This is a genomic window from Paenibacillus sp. JT22N1 (assembly GCF_059692155.1).
Window position 1 is genome coordinate 159,296 of sequence record NZ_JCAUAW010000003.1, and the last position, 17,893, is coordinate 177,188.

Annotated in this window: 17 protein-coding genes; 5 read left to right on the top strand and 12 right to left on the bottom strand. The window is 45.8% G+C overall.

Annotated elements, in window-relative coordinates:
* Nucleotides 1-2 precede the first annotated feature (2 nt).
* On the bottom strand, nt 3-1,037 hold the full coding sequence (locus AC58UU_RS07070; protein ID WP_497314236.1) for a WD40/YVTN/BNR-like repeat-containing protein: 1,035 nt from the start codon (nt 1,035-1,037) through the stop codon (nt 3-5).
* A 215-nt stretch (nt 1,038-1,252) separates the two neighbouring features.
* On the opposite strand from AC58UU_RS07070, the gene AC58UU_RS07075 reads away from it, so the two are divergent.
* Complete coding sequence (locus tag AC58UU_RS07075) at nt 1,253-2,287, top strand: polysaccharide deacetylase family protein (RefSeq protein WP_497314238.1); 1,035 nt, start codon at nt 1,253-1,255, stop codon at nt 2,285-2,287.
* Nucleotides 2,288-2,338: 51 nt separating this feature from the next.
* Here the strand turns inward: AC58UU_RS07075 and abc-f are convergent, their stop codons facing one another.
* Nucleotides 2,339-4,186, bottom strand: a complete 1,848-nt coding sequence (gene abc-f, locus AC58UU_RS07080) for a ribosomal protection-like ABC-F family protein (RefSeq protein ID WP_497314240.1) — start codon at nt 4,184-4,186, stop codon at nt 2,339-2,341.
* Between the two features lie 387 nt (nt 4,187-4,573).
* Between abc-f and AC58UU_RS07085 the strand changes: the two genes are divergently transcribed.
* A complete protein-coding gene (locus tag AC58UU_RS07085) occupies nt 4,574-5,590 on the top strand; it encodes a CobW family GTP-binding protein (RefSeq protein WP_497314242.1) in 1,017 nt (338 codons plus the stop codon).
* Nucleotides 5,591-5,663: 73 nt separating this feature from the next.
* Here the strand turns inward: AC58UU_RS07085 and AC58UU_RS07090 are convergent, their stop codons facing one another.
* Nucleotides 5,664-6,122: a Fur family transcriptional regulator gene (locus AC58UU_RS07090; RefSeq protein WP_497314243.1), complete on the bottom strand. Its 459-nt coding sequence runs from the start codon at nt 6,120-6,122 to the stop codon at nt 5,664-5,666.
* 156 nt (nt 6,123-6,278) lie between these two features.
* Here AC58UU_RS07090 and AC58UU_RS07095 point away from each other — a divergent pair, with 156 nt between their 5' ends.
* The 3 genes from AC58UU_RS07095 to AC58UU_RS07105 all read left to right on the top strand — a co-directional run bounded on the left by AC58UU_RS07095 (nt 6,279) and on the right by AC58UU_RS07105 (nt 10,250).
* On the top strand, nt 6,279-7,298 hold the full coding sequence (locus AC58UU_RS07095; protein ID WP_497314245.1) for a permease: 1,020 nt from the start codon (nt 6,279-6,281) through the stop codon (nt 7,296-7,298).
* 26 nt (nt 7,299-7,324) lie between these two features.
* Entirely contained in the window at nt 7,325-8,353 is a 1,029-nt protein-coding gene (locus AC58UU_RS07100) for a TIGR03943 family putative permease subunit (RefSeq protein ID WP_497314247.1), read from the top strand.
* 1,000 nt (nt 8,354-9,353) lie between these two features.
* Entirely contained in the window at nt 9,354-10,250 is an 897-nt protein-coding gene (locus tag AC58UU_RS07105; protein ID WP_497314249.1) for an IS1595 family transposase, read from the top strand.
* Nucleotides 10,251-10,559: 309 nt separating this feature from the next.
* Here the strand turns inward: AC58UU_RS07105 and AC58UU_RS07110 are convergent, their stop codons facing one another.
* From AC58UU_RS07110 to AC58UU_RS07150, 9 genes are all read right to left on the bottom strand, one after another.
* A complete protein-coding gene (locus AC58UU_RS07110) occupies nt 10,560-10,703 on the bottom strand; it encodes a hypothetical protein (RefSeq protein ID WP_497314251.1) in 144 nt (47 codons plus the stop codon).
* Between the two features lie 393 nt (nt 10,704-11,096).
* Nucleotides 11,097-12,095, bottom strand: coding sequence for a CobW family GTP-binding protein (locus tag AC58UU_RS07115; protein WP_497314253.1), 999 nt, complete (start codon nt 12,093-12,095; stop codon nt 11,097-11,099).
* Between the two features lie 144 nt (nt 12,096-12,239).
* Complete coding sequence (locus tag AC58UU_RS07120; RefSeq protein WP_497314255.1) at nt 12,240-12,809, bottom strand: hypothetical protein; 570 nt, start codon at nt 12,807-12,809, stop codon at nt 12,240-12,242.
* 5 nt (nt 12,810-12,814) lie between these two features.
* Nucleotides 12,815-13,978, bottom strand: a complete 1,164-nt coding sequence (locus AC58UU_RS07125; protein WP_497314257.1) for a metallophosphoesterase — start codon at nt 13,976-13,978, stop codon at nt 12,815-12,817.
* A gap of 39 nt (nt 13,979-14,017) precedes the next feature.
* Complete coding sequence (locus AC58UU_RS07130) at nt 14,018-14,698, bottom strand: SOS response-associated peptidase (protein ID WP_497314888.1); 681 nt, start codon at nt 14,696-14,698, stop codon at nt 14,018-14,020.
* 180 nt (nt 14,699-14,878) lie between these two features.
* Nucleotides 14,879-15,382, bottom strand: coding sequence for a YhjD family protein (locus tag AC58UU_RS07135; protein ID WP_497314259.1), 504 nt, complete (start codon nt 15,380-15,382; stop codon nt 14,879-14,881).
* Complete coding sequence (locus AC58UU_RS07140) at nt 15,379-16,653, bottom strand: DNA polymerase IV (protein ID WP_497314890.1); 1,275 nt, start codon at nt 16,651-16,653, stop codon at nt 15,379-15,381. The genes AC58UU_RS07135 and AC58UU_RS07140 overlap by 4 nt, the downstream gene beginning before the upstream one ends.
* Entirely contained in the window at nt 16,653-17,030 is a 378-nt protein-coding gene (locus AC58UU_RS07145) for a YhjD family protein (protein WP_057303562.1), read from the bottom strand. Before AC58UU_RS07145 ends, AC58UU_RS07140 begins: the two co-directional genes overlap by 1 nt.
* A gap of 145 nt (nt 17,031-17,175) precedes the next feature.
* Nucleotides 17,176-17,463: a stage VI sporulation protein F gene (locus AC58UU_RS07150; protein WP_497314262.1), complete on the bottom strand. Its 288-nt coding sequence runs from the start codon at nt 17,461-17,463 to the stop codon at nt 17,176-17,178.
* Nucleotides 17,464-17,893: the final 430 nt, after the last annotated feature.

Here is a 17,893-nt window from a genome sequence, read left to right on the forward strand (position 1 = left end):
GTTTATGGCGCTAGTAAACTCCAGTTCAAACCCCCGTCGGTTGTCCTCCACAAATCCCTAGCATCCAAAAGCCAGCCACTTGTCGCTGTAGTAAAAATTAGGTGTGAACTCGCAGCTAGCGGCTGGAACGTGCTAGGAAATTCGTGTTGACTCCATGTTTCGCCTCCATTATCTGTCCGAAGGAATTGCCATGTTTTCGCACTACTTTGTGGAGTCGCATGCAAGAGAATGAACCCATTCTGTGAATCAGTAAAAGAAATGGCCTGTGGCGTAAGGAAACTCGGCAGCCTGCCTGTTTCTTGCCATGTCTCCCCGTCTGTCATGTGATACAGTATCGACACTTCTTTATCCTTCTTACTGGGTCCTATAAACCAACCCTCGATGGCTGAACGGAATGTAAACACGCCCTTCTCTTCTATTGGCATTGAGATGCGGCTTGATACTGACCAAGTCAAACCCCCATCTTGTGTGCGTAGGAGCATCATGTCCTTACCACTCTGGAACGCAATCAACCCTTGATGTCGGTCAAAAAAGCGAAAAAACGGCTCTTCTCCCCTAGTTTCTAATCCAGGTAAGTCCTGTGCGATTACCTCCCACGTTTGACCACCATCTAAGGTTAATCGAAGTTCTGATTTTTTATCAGAAGATTCACTGGTAAGCAGCCAACCCGTTTGAGGATCTATAAAAGAAATCGCGCTCGGCATGATTGTTTGAGGTAATCTACTCAGAGCCCGCCAGGTAACCCCACCGTCGCTGGACTTCAAGAATTGAAGATCACGGGCGCCCGAAGCGACTCCATAGCCATGAAGCTCATCCACGAATGAGATCGCTTTGGTTGGTGTTAAATGTATAGGTTGAATTTGATCTTGAATACCAATTTTTTCACCTGCTACGACCGAAAAACCATTGTCATTTTTTTGAGTTGGTGAAGTCATTTGATTGAGAGACGGAATTGAGGTTTCCTCATGAAAGCAACCTGCGCACAGCAAAAAAACCAGCAGTACAACTAATTTGTTGTTGCTTATCAAGGCTTTCATGAACTCATCCCTCTCCTTTCTGGCTGTTAATTCTGCTTGGGTATATGTAAAGACGGTCTATGATCCAAAATAGTTCATGTCCATTTGATGAAGCCACAGCGTAAGGATATTTCCTTGCATGATGTAGGGTATTTTAATTCCGTTATTTTCACTGGATAGGATGTCCCTTCTTGACAAAAGCTAGAGCATATTCATAATGCTCGGAGGGGATTGCCATGACCAAATGGCTTTGGTCCATCGCTATCGTAGGCTTGTTAGCGACAAGCTGCGGTGTGTCAAAAAACAAGCCTTATTACGATCAACGCTCTACACAAAATTCTCATGTAGAAGAACAAGATTTACCAACAGATTCTAGTGCCAGCAACAATGAAATTGATACAGAGCCTCTTGTGAGTCCGAGGAGCATGAATAGTCCACTCTCTGCTGGAACACCCACCACTTCAGCTCAACCTGAAGCAACGCCTGCTGCTTTAACACCCAAACCTTCGCCCAAATCTAGCCAAAAAAAAGCAGCAGTACATCCAGAATCTTCTAAGAAACCTTCCGTTCCTGTTCAAAAAAATCAAGGCCAAGCTAGAATATCTCAGAAAAAACTTACGCTCTCTCAACTGGTCGTGAAATATCCAGACACCTTCAAGGTACGCGGCTCTGCTCAGGAAAAGAAAGTAGCGCTAACCTTCGACGACGGGCCTGACACCCGATTTACGCCAAAAGTGCTTGATGCGCTTAAGGCTAGCCAAGTTAAAGCAACCTTTTTCGTACTTGGTTCTCAAGCTAACTCCCACCCTGATATGATTAGACGGATTGTCAAAGAAGGCCATGTCATTGGGAATCATTCCTATAGTCATGCGAACCTGCCGAAGTTGACGGTGGACAAATTCCAGAGTCAAATTATGAGCACGGAAAGCGTGCTGCAAGGCTTAATCGGCTACGCACCTAAGCTAATCCGCCCGCCGTACGGCGCGATAAATGAAGAGCAGGTCAGATGGATCGCTGACCACCATTATTTGATCGTGAATTGGAATGTCGATTCCCTCGACTGGAAATCGCTGAACTCCGATCAGGTGCTGAACAATATCATGCAGCAAACGAAGCCTGGTTCTATCATCCTTCAGCACTCCGGAGGTGCTGATAGCCAGGATTTGTCGGGGACGGTACAGGCCATTGGACCGCTAATTAGTAAGCTCAAAGCAGCTGGTTATACGTTTGTAACCGTACCTGAGCTGCTTCACGTCGCAAAAAGCAAATAAACCGGAAAGCGCATCCTGAGGGTGCGCACCCGGTTTATTCTTTTTGTTAGCTTATCCTTGCAGCTCCGAGAGCCTCGTCTTGATGTCTCGGATGATCTGAAGCTGCGCAGGGGCGTTCTCGGGGCTCCACGCCCCTTCGCTCATAAGCTGCGCCAGCGTTAACTCCAGCTGGCGTCTTTCGTTGGCTCGAGCCAGCTGCTCCGGCGAACTCTCACTCGCCAAACTCGCCTCCGCATACTCATCGTAAGTGCCTGAGAAAGCGATTGGGCTGCGCTCCGCGCTCAGCCACAATAGCTTTGTCGCCAGCTTACGAATGAAGAAGCGGTCATGCGAGACGATGACCATGGCGCCGGGATAGCGGAGCAGCGCCTGTTCAATCCTTTCCCGCGAATCAATATCCAAATAATTCGTCGGCTCATCCAGCACCAGCAAGTTCGCGCCGCTGAAGTAAAGCTTGAGGAAGGCGAGCCTGCAGCGCTCGCCCATGCTTAAATCACCGATGCGCTTGTGCACCTCTTCGCCTGAGAAGAGGAAGCAGCCCAGAATCGTACGGGCTTGGGTCTGCGTCATGGCAGGCAGCGCCAGCAGGCTGTCCAGCAGTGTCACACCGTCGTCGAGTGCCCTTAGCTCCTGCGAGAAGTAGCCGATCGACGTCTGCGGGTGCTGCCGCACCTTGCCGGCAGCGGGCTGCAGTTCACCGACAAGCAGCTTGAGCAGCGTCGTTTTGCCAGAGCCGTTGGGGCCGAGCACGGCCAAACGGTCGCCACGGTCTACGCTGAGGCTCAGCTCAGCGAACAACTCGCGTTCACCGTAGCGGAAAACAGCCCGCTCCAGGCGCACAAGCGAGCGTGAAGCGAAGTCGCTCGCGCTCAGTTTCACCTTCAGGTGCGCTGCTTCCCGCGGCTTCTCTACGCGGTCGCCCTCTAGGCGCTCCAGCTCCTTCATCTTCGCGTTCATCCGCGAGACATGCGCGCCGGCTCGCGCCTGAAAGTACCCTCGTTGTATCGGTACCTCAGCCATCCGGGCGTTTTTCTCGCCCTGATGGAACCACTGCCGATACGTGCGAATGCTCTCCTCCAGCTGCTCTCGTAGAAGCTGCTGTTTGCGATAAAGCTGCTCCTGCGTACGCAGCTCGAGCTCTTTTTGGCGTGTATACTCTGTATACCCGCCCCGGTATTTTCGACTGCCTGTCGGCGTCAGCTCGACTAGGCAAGTCGCCACACGATCCATGAAATGGCGATCGTGGGAGACGAACACGACGGTGCCCGGATAGGCTCGAAGCCACGCTTCTAGCCATTCGAGCGACGCCGCGTCGAGGTGGTTGGTGGGCTCGTCGAGCAGCAGCAGCTGCGGCTCGCGCACCATCAGACGCGCCAACTGGGCGCGCGTCTTCTGCCCGCCGCTCAGCTGGCCGAGCGGCTGATCCCACAGCTCGCGGCCGAGGCCGAGCTGCAGCAGCTTGCGCTCCACTTGGGTTTCCCAGTGATAGCCGTCCAGCCCCATGTATCGCTCTGCCGCCTCCTGATAGTCGGCGAGCAAACTCTCCATGCAAGGAGCAGCCGCATCCTGCATCTGCGCCTCCAGCTCCTTCAAGCGACGCTTCGCAGCGTAGTGCTCTGGGCAGCCTTCCTCAACATAGGCGTGTGTAAACACCGCCTCATCAGCCTCTGTCTGCTGCCCCATCCATCCCCACTGATCGAGCGGCAGCCTGCGTTCCACGCTGCCTTTATCCAGCTCCAGCGTGCCTGCCAACAAGCGAAGCAGCGTCGTCTTTCCTATGCCATTGCGGCCATAGATCGCGATCCGCTCACCTGTATTCACTTCCAATTCCACTTTTTCAAAAAGTGGTTTCCCCGCAAATTCCTTCATCACATTCATTGCTTTTATTAGTAAAGTCATAGACTCATTTCCTCCTTTAAATTCAAATACAAAAAACCGCAAGCAATCGCCTACGGTCAGGAAGAACAAGTCATGATTTTGGTATGCAAAGAACAGCAACCCCTGAAGGAGTCAGCCCCTTTAGACATACGTATCCCACTCGCTCTACCTGCACAATCGTAGAGTCTGCCTATCAACGAACAATTTCGTTTTAGCAGAAAAAGTTAGGCTACATACTTCATCGTCAAAGGGTACCTCCGAGTTCTTCAAGATGGCTTTATTGTAACATAGCTCCCTGAGCACTCAAGGGAGAAAATTATTATAACCATCTTGCAGCCTGCCCTTTTTTATACTACAATTCAATTCGTAATAATTACTTTTTAATCCCAAGACGAAGGAGTCCTTGTTTTGAGCAAAGTTCCCGTTATCGTACTGAGTGGATTTCTAGGCAGCGGCAAAACAACACTGCTCATCCGCATGCTTCAAGAAGCTGCCTCCTTTAACCTAAGCCCCGCTGTTCTTATGAATGAACTTGGGAAACAAGATGTAGACGGCCATCTCCTCCAAGAAGCCTCACCTGATGTTAACATGGCCAAACTGCTCGATGGCTGCATCTGCTGCAGTAAGAAAAGTGATATTAGTGATTCCATTAAACAACTGTTAACTCGCAAGCCTGACGTCATTCTCATTGAATTAACAGGTGTTGCCAACCCCGAGGAAATTGTCGATGCATTGACTGAGCCTTCACTACTTCCTCATGTGAAACTACATAAAGTCATTACCATACTTGATGCCGAAAACGTACTTGAATATAACAGTATTTTCGCCTCGGACCGAGAGCTTGTCCATACACTTCGCAGACAGATGGAAGTTGCGGATCTTCTTATTCTGAACAAAATCGACTTAATCTCTGATAAACAACAGAGGTCCATCGAAAAAACAATTCGCAAATTCAATGAACGTTCTTTCATACTGCCAACCGCACATAGTCAATTTGATTTAGAACTTATTTTCGGCACTCTCAGTCCACAAGGATCGCAATCTACCGTCTCGCCGAACTTCAATAAAAAGTTTCAATTTCAAGCTATTAAAACGGCACAGCCGCCAAGCGAGACACCTAAACATACCCCTTCTTTCTCACGTATTCAAACAATTACAATCCCCATGGATGATGACCTTGCCGTGTCACAACGTTTTGTGGAACGTTATTTAGCAAAATGGGGCGGAACACTGCTTCGCGCGAAAGGTTATTTGATTATTGGCGCTAAGCACGAATCCTTCGTTATGCAATTCGCAGGCAAACGCACCAACTGGCAGCAGACCACTTTCCAAGGAACGCCTTATCTCGTCCTCATCGGTATGGATCTGGATGCGAAAACTCTCGAAGATGACTGGCAAAAACGATTAGCAGAATCCCAACTATAATAGCAATGCAAACCAAAAAAGCAGTTCCGCTGAGTTCACCTCGAGCAGACTGCTTTTACTTTTCCACGATTTTTTAATTCAGCTCAGAAGATGGAGATACGCCCGACTTACAATCTGAGCAGTATCCAAATATCTCAAAACGATGGCTTTGGATTTCAAAACTCTCCGGCAAATCCTTCACCAGCTTCATCGGACAGAACTCGAAGGTGACCGTCTTTTCACAACTGATACAGATCATGTGGTGATGATGATGGGACAAACAACTCGCCTTGAATTTCAAGCCATCCGCCAAGTGAAACTGCTCCAGAACACCCATCTCACTCAACAATCGAAGATTACGGTAGACGGTGTCAAAACTCACACCAGGATATTTAACTTTCATGTATTCATAAACGTCTTTTGGCGACAAATAACTTCCGGATTCAGCGAATAACGTTGCTAAGCTCCTGCGCTGCTCAGTAATTCTCCATCCTTGCTGAGCCATAGCCCTTAGCATCTCGTCAATCGTATGCGTATGAGTGCCCACTTGCATTACCCCTCTGTCATAAATTGTTCTATTAACATAGTGCAGCAAATGGACCTCTTGCGTCAAGTAGATGAACATCTCGTCCTTAACAAAGTTGTCCTATTCCCCTTTCATTCATCATAGGTTACAATAGTAATAATTATGATTAAGGAGCCTTCATCAATGCCTACTACTGTGTTTCGAGCGAGCATGCATGTTATATTCGCCATCTGCTTCCTTTTAATTGTGCTTATCTTTCTAAACAACGACATGCCTACACTTTCTCTGCTAACGACCGAACGCATTCAAACTTTCAAAACCTTGTTCATCAGCATCCTATTAGAAGCTATTCCCTTTATTTTACTAGGTGTATTGCTTTCATCCTTGCTCCAAACGTTCGTATCCGAGCAAACCATACGCCGCTTCATTCCCAAGAACCCTATTCTTGGCATCCTGTTCGCCTGTGTTTTAGGCATCCTATTCCCAATGTGTGAATGCGGCATGATTCCTGTCGTTCGAAGACTAATACTCAAAGGAATGCCCGTCTATATCGCAGTCGTTTTCATTGTAACTGGACCCATCATTAACCCTATTGTATTCGCGGCTACATTTATGGCTTTCCGAAATCATCCCGCTATCGCCTATTCCCGCATGGGGCTGGCTTTTGCTGCTGCCATAATAATCGGACTCATCCTCTACCGTTTTATCAAAAGTAATCCGCTGCGTATAAGCCGCGCCAACTTTTCCAGTGAAGAAGCGTTGGAGGGTCATCAGCACCAGGGTGGCGGCATATCCAGTAAGTTAAATACATTTTTCGTTCATGCTTCTGATGAGTTTTTCGAAATGGGTAAATATCTCGTTTTTGGTTCCCTGCTTACCGCACTAATTCAAGTTTTTATGCAGCGCGAAAGCCTGCTTGCCATTGGTCAGGGCCCTATTAGTTCCCATTTATTTATGATGGGCTTCGCCTATATTCTTTCTCTATGTTCCACATCAGACGCTTTTGTCGCTTCCTCTTTTCAAACGTCATTTACGTCTGGTTCACTGCTTACTTTCTTGGTTCTCGGTCCTATGCTTGATTTCAAAAGCACGCTTATGATGCTTTCCGTTTTCAAATCCAAATTTGTACTCCTGCTTTCGGCATTAATTCTTATCACCGTGCTGGGTTGTTCACTGCTTTTGGAACGCTTTTCTAACTTTTAAAGTCATAAAATCTAGGAGGAATTGGCATGAGCGAAGTCCGATTAATAAGCTTTCATTATTTCTTTCGTACGTTAATTTTACTTGGTTTTTCCAGCTATATCGTGATCCTTACCAAAACAGATGCGCTTCAATACTACATAGCTCCGCGCATGATGATTTATGTCAAAATCGCTTCCATTATCCTTTACATCATAGCCTGCTTTCAAGGCTATATGGCATTGAGTGCTTACTGGGGCAAACCAGTTGCCTGCGAATGTGAACAACCGATTTCTCGCTCAGCCTTGCGCAATACAGTTGCATACGGACTGCTCATTCTGCCGTTGTTAATCGGCTTTCTGCTGCCTAATACAGCCTTAAGTAGTGCTATGGTAGCTGCCAAAGGGATGAATCTCTCTGCTGCGAAAGCTAGCATAGCCAAACAAAATACAGACCTGATCACCAATAATGGCGCCTCAACAGGAGTGAATGCGTCCAACCAGGGAACTGCGGCTGCACCAAGCCCCTCAACAGTTCCTCCTGTGAACAATAGATCAGCTAACAGCCCTGTTCCTGCTTCTAGTACCGAGACTCCAGCAATCGCTAAATCCGATGCCGAGCTCCAAAAGATGTTCCACGCTGATAACGAGTGGGATGAAGATTTTTCCAAAATCGGCATGATCCTTTATAAAAAAGACACCATCGTCGTAAAACCAGAAGTATACATGGAAATCCTTTCGTCCATTGACCTTTTCAAAAACAACTTCATAGGCAAAAAAATCGAACTCACCGGCTTCGTCTACCGCGAAGAAAACATGCCAAAAAGCCAATTCGTCGTCGGACGCTTTGCTGTAAGCTGCTGTTCCGCTGATGCTACCCCTTACGGAGTCATGATTGACTTCCCGACCGCTCAAAGCTACCCCAAGGACATGTGGGTCAAAGTCACAGGCACCATCCAAAACGGCAGCTACAACGGCAACGACATCTTCACCATCAAAGCAACCCAAATCGAAAAAACCGCAACTCCCGACTCACCGTATATATACCCAAACTTCGAACCGCTTAAAGAGCTTAACTAGTCCTAGTCAGCACAACTAACGACAACCAACTTCCAAAAAAAACCGTCAGGACCACTCTTCATGATCCATGACGGTTTTTCTTCTCCTCGCGGTTGTTCTATTAAGATTCAATGTTCCAGTTCCATTATGTTCTTAATTCTAATTGTTTTATTGTTCTTTACTTAACCAACATACATTCAGTCATACATCCAGCCATACCTCTTACTTCTTACTTCTTACTCCTTACCCCTTACTCCTTACTTCTTTACTTCTTACTTCTTACTTCTTACTTCTTTACTTCTTACTTCTTACCCCTTACTTCTCACTTCGTACTCCCCACCTCTCACTTCACTTCTTGCCTTTAAGTCTTACCTAATACCCCACTTCTCAAATTTCCATAAAAAGGAAATAACAGCAATTATACATCTACATCAAACTCATATATAGTCACTATCCCCATCACTCATTATGTTTATATATCCATCTCCGAATTCTTTGTCCTAAATCGCCGCTCAGATCCTACCGAATTTACGACTCTCATACCTTGAAATATTATTTAACCCCCACCACATCTTGTATCCTTTTAATACAAATCTTACCACGAACCATAATCCTCATATCGAACAAATACCACCGCACTTCAAATTTTCTTTATTTTGTCTCTTCTTTCTTGATCTTCTTCTTTAATTCTCTATTTATTTTCTTTATTTCTTAATTCTTACTTCTTTATTTCTTATTTCTTATTTCTTATTTCTTATAGTTTTTATTCTTTGTTATCGTTTTCCACATCTCTTTTCTTCTCATATTCCTCATAATCCCCTGCACTCGTTTTCCGTAGTTTTTGCCTAGTTCTATGTCTAATTGAAAAACTGTACTAATTTGCTATATCCTAACTACTGAGTTACTCTCTTACTTGCAAAATCAAAAGAAAAGTATGAATTAGAGTTGATATAAGAACAAATATTCGATATAATAAGAATGAGAACAAACGTTCCATGCCTAACCTGATTGAGGTGTCATAATGGAGACGAACTATCATTTACCAAGCACCCTGGAGCAGTTTCAGCAGCAATTCCCCACTGAAGAGACCTGTATAGATTACTTTTTTTGGACGAAATGGCCCTCTGGTTTTTCTTGTCCTCACTGTGGACATTCGCGTGCCTATATAACTAGTACACGCCGACTCCCTCTTTATGAATGTCTTCAATGCCATCACCAAACATCCCTTACAGCTGGAACTATAATGGCAGGCAGTCGCACGTCTTTACATAAATGGCTTACAGCTATTTTTCTGATATCCCGCACGGAACAGGGCACGAATGCTGTTGCACTCTCCAAGATTATTAGTGTCACCTACAAAACAGCCTGGCTCATCCTCCACAAAATTCGTCACGCCATAAGTACAGCCGACCAAGCCATACGACTCTCGGGTATCGTCCAAGTAAACTCAGCTGTCTATGGTAAGCCATATAATCCTTACTTCCGCAACCATCCACAGGAACACTATCTTCTAGCTGGCTCCTCCGTTAATATTCAGGGCGAACCTTTCTATATCAAACTCAAACTTGTCCCTAAAATACATATAAAGGAAAAGCTTTTTCAACGAGCCGCAACATTGGGTTTCACCCAACAACATATCGAATCACAAACAAGCAGCATCGAATTTATTACTGGACGCTTTAGTTCAAAGAAATTCCGCGCTCTCCTTGCATTCGCTGCACAGGCCGGTAAATCTATTAACAATACTTTCCATGGCATTGGCCAAAAGTATCTACAACATTACCTAGATGAGTTTTGCTATAAGGTAAATCTCACTTTACACGAAGCACCCATCTTTCAGCATTTGACACACTTATGTACAGCACCTCATGCCAAGTTAAACTTTTTCAATCCCCAAAACACGCGTATGTGTGCCTAATAGCAGGAGTATAACATGTAGCCTTAAGCATCCTATCTTGAAGGGGAATTATTTTTTTCAGTAACCCAAAAGCCGTTTGAAGTAATGTTCTCTAGGTTTTTTTGGGGGATTTACGAAAGCAGAATACAGATGGGAGTTTTTAATTATTACTACACCCCTGCTACTGCAACCTGAGTCAAAGGGATAGTGGCGATAGCGGGCATAAATAGTAGGTTATAGGTACTTAGATAGTACTCATAGTGTTTACTTAGACGATTAATGAAAAATTACTTAACTAACGGTTCTAATCACTCTCTTCTCTTTTTTCTTTTAACTTCTTTTATCTTCTCTCTTTTCTCTCTCTTTTCTCTTTTCTCTCTTTTCTCTCTTTTCTTTTATCTTCTTTTCTCTCTTTTCTCTCTTTTCTCTCTTTTCTTTTATCTTCTTTTCTTCTCTTCCATCTTTTCCTCTCACCCTCTTATTTACTCTTCATTTCTCTTCATTTCCCTTCATTTCTTTTCCACCCTCTCCTCTCAATCTCTAAGTTACTCTTATTTTCTCTTCCATCTTTTCCTCTCACTCTCTTATTTTATTTACTTTTATTTTACTCTCCTTCCTTTCCTTTCTCTTTCCTTTCTCTCTCCTTTCCTTAAACAACTGAGCCAAGGGGATAGTGATCATAGTCCCCCGTTAGAGGATAGGTACGACCCACGAACAAGTAATTCTAATCACTCCGCCCTCTAATCTGAGCCAAAGGGATGGTGACTACAGTGCCCCCTTAGGTCATATCCACCCCGCGTGTTACTAATACCATATAAAAAAAGAATCCTCAGCTTGGCCGCTGGGACTCTTTTGGCATTGAATTGCTTATTTGGCAGCTATTTCGGACAGGGATTCCAGTTTGAGCAATTCTGTTCGGACTGCGTCTTTGGAGAAGTTCTCCCCGATAAACACGGCAACGTCTGGCACATCTCCTTTGGGAGTGATTTTGACGAAATCCATCTCTCTGTAGGCGTACTGGAATAAGAACCGGCTTGAGGTATCGGAAAAACTGAGAATCCCTTTAGCACGGTAAACCTCTTGCGGTAGTTTACTAACAAATTCTTCGAATGCGTTGCTATCTACTGCCCGCTCAAAAAAGTGCGTATACGCCATCACATGATTGTGAGAGTGATGATGGTTGGCATCGTGCTGCACGTTATTATTATTGTCATTATGTTTTGCGTTAAGGTGCTGTTTCAGCCCTTGCTCTTCTTCTAGCTCTTCGATGAGTCTCATGTCGATTTGGCTAAACACGGTGTAGTGTACTGATGCATATGGATTCCATTCGCGTACAAGAGCATCTACTTCCTGTAGCGCCGCTTCCTGTAACAGGTCTGCCTTGTTCAGTAAAAGTAAGTTCGCACAACGGATTTGTTCCTGCATAAGCCGGTAGGTCTTGCCTCGACTTGTCCGACTTAGCTCTAGCAGTTGCGGTGCATCCACTACGGTGATGACGGCTTTGAGCTCCACCGGGAGTATAAGCGAAGCATCTGTTACTTCATCAATGATTTCCATTGGATTAGCGATACCTGTCGATTCTATGAAAATCAGGTCGGGCTGCTCCTCAGTTACAAGTTCTTTGAGCGCTGTCGCAAGATCACCTCGGCTCGAACAACAAATGCAGCCGCCCAGCAGCTCTGACATCGGTACTTCATTGGCAATTAACTGCCCATCCAGGTTAACTTCACCAATCTCGTTCATGATAACCGCGGGTTTACGCCCCGCTTCGGTAAAATGATCAATTGCCTTCGTTAATAAGGTGGTTTTGCCGCTTCCGAGGAACCCGGACAATACATACACGGTAACTCTTTTATGTGCTGCCATACTCATTTCTACCTCCGCCAAGCAGTATGATAGCAAAAGCTTCTAACCTGCTCATAATTGATTCCTCTTCTATTATTCGTAATTATTACCTTTAAGTCAAGAGGAGACCACATTTCCGTAGACTTGGGCATGTTGATTCCTTGATTATGTTTCTGTTATTTCTATCTCAGAGGACTTTTGCTTAACTTCGAATTTAGTAAAAAGGATCGGCCATTTCCCAACCAGCTGGACAAGAAAGGGAAATAACTTGACCCACAACAGGCTGTTTACCCGATCGGTTGGCTTGAGCGGAAGCTCTAATCGATTGTAGAGGATTGTAGCAGCTTCTTCGACAAGTGCTAGTGCCAGGTCCGTGGGAGCAGCTGCGTTGACTGCTTCCAAACGCGGAAGATAGTGCTGACTAATTGATTCCGATAAGTGATGCTCAGACAAGTTGTCTGAACCCATCACTTCCCCCATCCCTAAGCTGACGAGACGTGCAACGTCTGCATCGAAAGCATGAGGAATGCAGTAAATTTCCAACGCTAAAGCTGCTATGTATATCTCCCTTAATAACTCATCTTCTTTAGACTCGGATAATATGGGCTCTTTTAGGTAGGCCGCAACGACCGGTTTAATTGTATCCCAGCTATTTTCTATGCTTTTCATTGTAAACTGCATCATTGCTGCAGCTAGTTCTATGGGGGTAATTTGTTTTCTTTCTGCCTCTTGCATGCTGCTTAACCCTCTTCTCTCTTGTTACTTTTAAAATGAATGGTGAGTTCAATAATTTCTGAGCGGCTCCCTAAACGAATGGGCGGTCCCCACGTACCAAAACCTGAGGAAACGATAGCATGAAGGTTGCCTTTGCGCAAGTAGCCCCAATCAAGCTCAAAGAGCCTTCTTGTTATAAGGTGATTAGGCGCCATTTGGCCTCTATGCGTATGACCTGATAGCATCACATCTGCACCAGCATCGGCTGCTTTGTCTAGGTGGTAGGGTTGATGATCCATCACGATTATAGGCTGTCTGAGATCTGTGCCCTCCAGCAATGTAGCCAGCGCCTTACGTCCATCGGGCGTTCTCTCGGCCGCTTTGTCTTTTCTCCCAACGATGTACAGCCGTTCTTTGATATGAACGGTTTCGTCCACGAGCACACGAATGCCGATCTGCTTCATTTGTTCCACGAAGGCAGGAATATGTCCGCCAATGTATTCATGATTACCGAGCACAGCATAAACCCCTAGTGGAGCCTGCAGTTCTCGCATTGTTCTACCCATATTGTAGCGGATAAATGGCTTAATATCATCATCAATGACATCTCCCGGCAAAAGAATCAAGTCCGGTTTTAAGCCATTGACTTGCTCTACAAGCTTACGTAGATGGCGGTTCCCAACAATTGAGCCCAGATGGATGTCGGAGGCTACTGCGATGCGAAGCTGCTCCCAGTCTCCCGCTTTTTTGGGAACCGTAATGTCATATCTGCGTATAACAGGGCTCCGTGCATTATAAGAACCTCGAATCATAGCGATGAGTATAATCCCTACATTTATCCAACCGAGAATCGGAACGTATGTATTTGAAGGAACGGATGCAAGATGGAACACGCCTATCGCCAAATCTGTCAACGGCAGCAGCAGAATACCAAATTGCATGATGGCAAACCAGTAGGAGCCGATAATTTTCAATAATCGGGACACGCCGGCAGGCAGCACCCGCGAGCTTACCCATGCTAATAAATATGATAAGGCGACAATCCAGAAGACAATCCAATATAGCCCAGAATGAAACCAAGAACCTAGTTGGTCCGATAAAAAGACTCTGCCGTGCCAACCAATGTAGCCATTCACGCCAAACACAATAACGAATATGAGCGTGATGCTTATTGCCATGCGTGTTTTCATGTCGTTAACTCTCCCATTCTGCTCTTACAATTTCTCCTTCTAAAGGAGGAGGCTTAACGGCTCTATACACATCTCATCGTCGTTACGTACATTGCCCACTCGGCTCGATACGGGGTAAGCAAACATTTGATCCGCCGGATACGGTTGCAATAATGGTCGCAGTGCGTCTGTGTTTGTGATGCTGCGATCCAACCAAACCGCCTCCATCTCCCTCGGCAAAATGACCGGCATACGCTCATGAATATCCGCCATCAGTTCGTTCGCTTCCGTTGTAACGACGGTGCAGGTAGAAATGCGCGTGCCATCCGCAGATGTCCACGTGTCGTACAGCCCTGCCATACTAAAGATGCCTTTGCTGCGCAGCATAATACGCATCGGCTGCTTATGCTTACCCGTCCCTTTCCAGTCGTAGAAGGAATCTGCCGGAATCAGGCAGCGCTTACGCTCAAATGGCTTGCGGAAGGCAGGCTTGTCCGCGAGCGTCTCAGCTCGTGCATTGAGCATCTGGTAGCCTAGCTTCTCGTCCTTCGCCCACTCTGGAACGAGCCCCCAGCGCAGCTCGCCAAGCTTATTCTTCTCCCCGTCATGGACGATAGCCATGACTTGCTGTCCCGGTGCTACATTATATTTGGGGCTGTATCTCCCAGGATATTTATAATAAATATCATAATGAAGCATAAGCTCCTCTAACGTCACGGTGATCGTATAGCGTCCGCACATCTGTGCCCATCTTCTCCTTCGCATGGTTCTCCCACATGAGAACTAACTCTATTAGTTGCTGAAACACTCTTCCTCCATTATGAGAAAAAGAATTACTCACGTCAATTCGTGTAAGCCCGAGGAAGATTTCTCCATCGGGCTTCTGTCTTCGTCTTGCTATTGTCTCGAGCTTCTCTCGTTCTACGCTTTCTGTTCATCAACTTTCGGAGCGTTATACACACTTGCTACCAGATGATCAATGTAGCGTGCTGTTCGCACGCTAATTTCAGCACGCATGTAATCTTTAGCTATGATAAGCGCATCTTCATGCCCACGACATACATAGCGGTAGTGAATGGCGCGGTCATTCTTTTCCTCTTCAAATAATTGAATGCTTCGCTGCATCATCTTGGTTTTAATTTCGCTTAAGTCGGCTTGTATATGCGCAGCAAGCGCATGAGCGACTCGGGCATAAAGCATTCGGAGCGTTTCGGAGGATCTCTCGATCTCACCGGCTTTTTTCTTGATCATCCCGTGCATGAGCGGCAGCAAGACATAATCTCGCATAACCCCAATGTCTTCCGCTGTGGGACGATTGGCCGGAGCAGGTCTATCACTGCGTTGGTTCTGAAAAGCCTCTCGATGCTGAGGCAGCATCATCCTGCTGGATTCCCATAGGCCGTTTTTTTCCAATTTTTTGCTCATTTATAATGCCCTCCGATTTTGAGCGCTCTGTTCTGCGCTTGACCGGCTGTTGTGAGCGAGGAAGCACGAACAATCGCCGCGTTGCCGAATCGTTCCTTGATGCTGTCCGTCACTTTTTCAAGCGCTCGCGCCTTGATCTGATCCTCGAAGAGGGTAAGCTGGTAGGTATCATCATCCACTAACTGGCTCAGCATGACACCAGCGCGACGCACCGGCATGGTGTCCCAGAACTTGTAGAAAAGCTTTTTCACAGCTTGAAACACCGTACTTGTATGATTCGTAGGATCAGGCATCTTCATTTGACGCGAAAAGCCTGTCGGGGCGTCGAAAGGACTGCACATACAGCTTACGGTAACAATTGAAGCCATATAGCCTTTGCGCCTACAGTCGCGGCACACCTCTTCCGTAAGCTCGAGCAGGATGGTATCTACTTCAGAGGAGTCCGCGTAGTCCCTCGGCAAAGTCATCATATGGCCTACGGACTTCGGAGGCGTATCAAACGTACCCGGCGTGACCGGACTATCATCCAGTCCGTTCGCTGTTCGCCACATGACTTCGGCGTGAATGTCCGACTGCTTGCCGAAGCGTGCGCGGAATTTATTCTTGAGCTGCGGTAGCGGCGTTCTCGCCACATCGCCAATCAAATACATACCTAGCTTGGCAAAATGTGCGGTCATCCGCGAACCGACACCAAACATTTTACTTACAGGCTGCTCCCACAAGTATTTCTCCACGTCTGATGGGTGCAGCGTGAAGATGCCACTTTCATTCTTTTTAGCCCAAATATCGGTCGCGATCTTCGCAAGTATTTTATTAGAACTAATCCCTATACGAACCTTTACCCCCGTTTGACTGAACACCTTTAGCTGAATGGTTTTCGCAATCGTGTTCGGATCTCCGAACATAGATAAACTGGCCGTAACATCAAGAAACTGCTCATCAATACTGAAAATTTCAACAAGATCGGTAAACTCTTCGTAAATCTTGGTAATCTGCAGCGAAACATCAATGTAATGCTGCATGTGCGGACGCATCACGATCAGTTCAGGACACTTCTTAAGCGCTTCGCCCAACCGTTCAGCTGTGGATACCCCGTATTTCTTGGCAACGGGGCAGGCGGCTAGAATGATACCCGATCTTAGAGCAGGATCTCCTGCAACAGCAACCGGTTTATCCTCCAAGCCCGGATGACCCGCTTTCTCCACACTGGCATAAAAGCTCTGACAATCTGCTAGGAAGATCGTTCGTTCCCTGCCGTGGCGATCTTTGATCACCGCAATCCCCCCCGCATATTCATGAGCGTGGTCATAAGCTCAGCCTTGACCAAGCTGCGAAGCATCGTGAAATGATGAATGTAACCTCGGACTTTGTACTCTACGTTAATGCCTAAGGCATTCATTTCGGTATGGATAACTTTAATATCTCTTTTCTTCATCTGGCTCTTAATACTTTGTAATTCCGGATAAATAGCCATTTCAACCTCTCTGAGATAAAAAAGAATATGATTGTACACGATTTTATCCTTATAAACCTTGAGCTCCTCCATGTCCCTTGCAAGCATATCGAGCAAAATGGGCAGCAGCGTGTATTCCTTAACAATTTGAACATCCTCTTCTGTCTCAATTCTTGAACTTGAACTAACTTTCATATTCCCACCACCATATGCGAACATATATTCGTGTTACTTATTATATACCGAACACGTATTCGTTATGCAAGTGAATTTTTCTGGAAGCAAAAAAAGCCACCTAACAGGGCATCTTTAACCCTGCAAGTGGCGCATTTTGTTTAGTCTATCGAAACATGGACCAGAGTTTGATCAAATGAAAGGCGTTAGATGGATCAATCTTTTGTGCAATTACAAACTCCAAAATTTGGGTCGTTTGGCTTCCGCTTAGCTTCTCACCGAGAATGCCGGCGGCAAGTCCTATTAAGCGCGTAACCTTGGTATGATTTTGTAAATCAGCCTTCGTAACACCCTGCAGCAGCATTTTAATGCGTTCCTTGATCTCTGGATTTTTCATCTTGAACTTTACGCGCTCTACGAGCGCAGGATCGATGCCATAATGGTGATAGCTCATGTTCGCACCTCCGATAACCTGTCATGCTCCTATCTTATGTGAACCTCATTTTAATCATTCTAATATTTACTTGTAGTACAGTTTTCATAATCCTATATTCTATAAGGCTTTTGTATGTATAACAGATTAATTCAAAGTGACTAGTACAGGCTTTAAAATGTATGCATGGGTACCGTTAGGATACCAAATGAAAACTAATCCATTTAAATATATGAAAAATAACACAAAATAAGCCCATGGGAATTTAACCCTTAAGTCGGGAGCAATGGGGCTGCCTGTGTTCGAGGAATATTGTATAGGTGCACCCTTTAAATGCACACAATATTAGTGCTTCAAAATGACTTTAAGGGTGGGGGGAATATCATGTCAACACATGACCAACAACAAGAAAATCACGCTAAAGACCAAAAAGATAACAAACCAAATCATG

Excerpts from the sequence above, each read along its gene's own strand:
- AC58UU_RS07070 (WP_497314236.1), bottom strand. The coding sequence starts at position 1,037 with ATGAAAGCCTTGATAAGCAACAACAAATTAGTTGTACTGCTGGTTTTT.
- AC58UU_RS07075 (WP_497314238.1), top strand. The coding sequence starts at position 1,253 with ATGACCAAATGGCTTTGGTCCATCGCTATCGTAGGCTTGTTAGCGACA.
- abc-f (WP_497314240.1), bottom strand. The coding sequence starts at position 4,186 with ATGACTTTACTAATAAAAGCAATGAATGTGATGAAGGAATTTGCGGGG.
- AC58UU_RS07090 (WP_497314243.1), bottom strand. The coding sequence starts at position 6,122 with ATGCAAGTGGGCACTCATACGCATACGATTGACGAGATGCTAAGGGCT.
- AC58UU_RS07095 (WP_497314245.1), top strand. The coding sequence starts at position 6,279 with ATGCCTACTACTGTGTTTCGAGCGAGCATGCATGTTATATTCGCCATC.
- AC58UU_RS07100 (WP_497314247.1), top strand. The coding sequence starts at position 7,325 with ATGAGCGAAGTCCGATTAATAAGCTTTCATTATTTCTTTCGTACGTTA.
- AC58UU_RS07105 (WP_497314249.1), top strand. The coding sequence starts at position 9,354 with ATGGAGACGAACTATCATTTACCAAGCACCCTGGAGCAGTTTCAGCAG.
- AC58UU_RS07115 (WP_497314253.1), bottom strand. The coding sequence starts at position 12,095 with ATGGCAGCACATAAAAGAGTTACCGTGTATGTATTGTCCGGGTTCCTC.
- AC58UU_RS07120 (WP_497314255.1), bottom strand. The coding sequence starts at position 12,809 with ATGCAAGAGGCAGAAAGAAAACAAATTACCCCCATAGAACTAGCTGCA.
- AC58UU_RS07125 (WP_497314257.1), bottom strand. The coding sequence starts at position 13,978 with ATGAAAACACGCATGGCAATAAGCATCACGCTCATATTCGTTATTGTG.
- AC58UU_RS07130 (WP_497314888.1), bottom strand. The coding sequence starts at position 14,698 with ATGTGCGGACGCTATACGATCACCGTGACGTTAGAGGAGCTTATGCTT.
- AC58UU_RS07135 (WP_497314259.1), bottom strand. The coding sequence starts at position 15,382 with ATGAGCAAAAAATTGGAAAAAAACGGCCTATGGGAATCCAGCAGGATG.
- AC58UU_RS07145 (WP_057303562.1), bottom strand. The coding sequence starts at position 17,030 with ATGAAAGTTAGTTCAAGTTCAAGAATTGAGACAGAAGAGGATGTTCAA.
- AC58UU_RS07150 (WP_497314262.1), bottom strand. The coding sequence starts at position 17,463 with ATGAGCTATCACCATTATGGCATCGATCCTGCGCTCGTAGAGCGCGTA.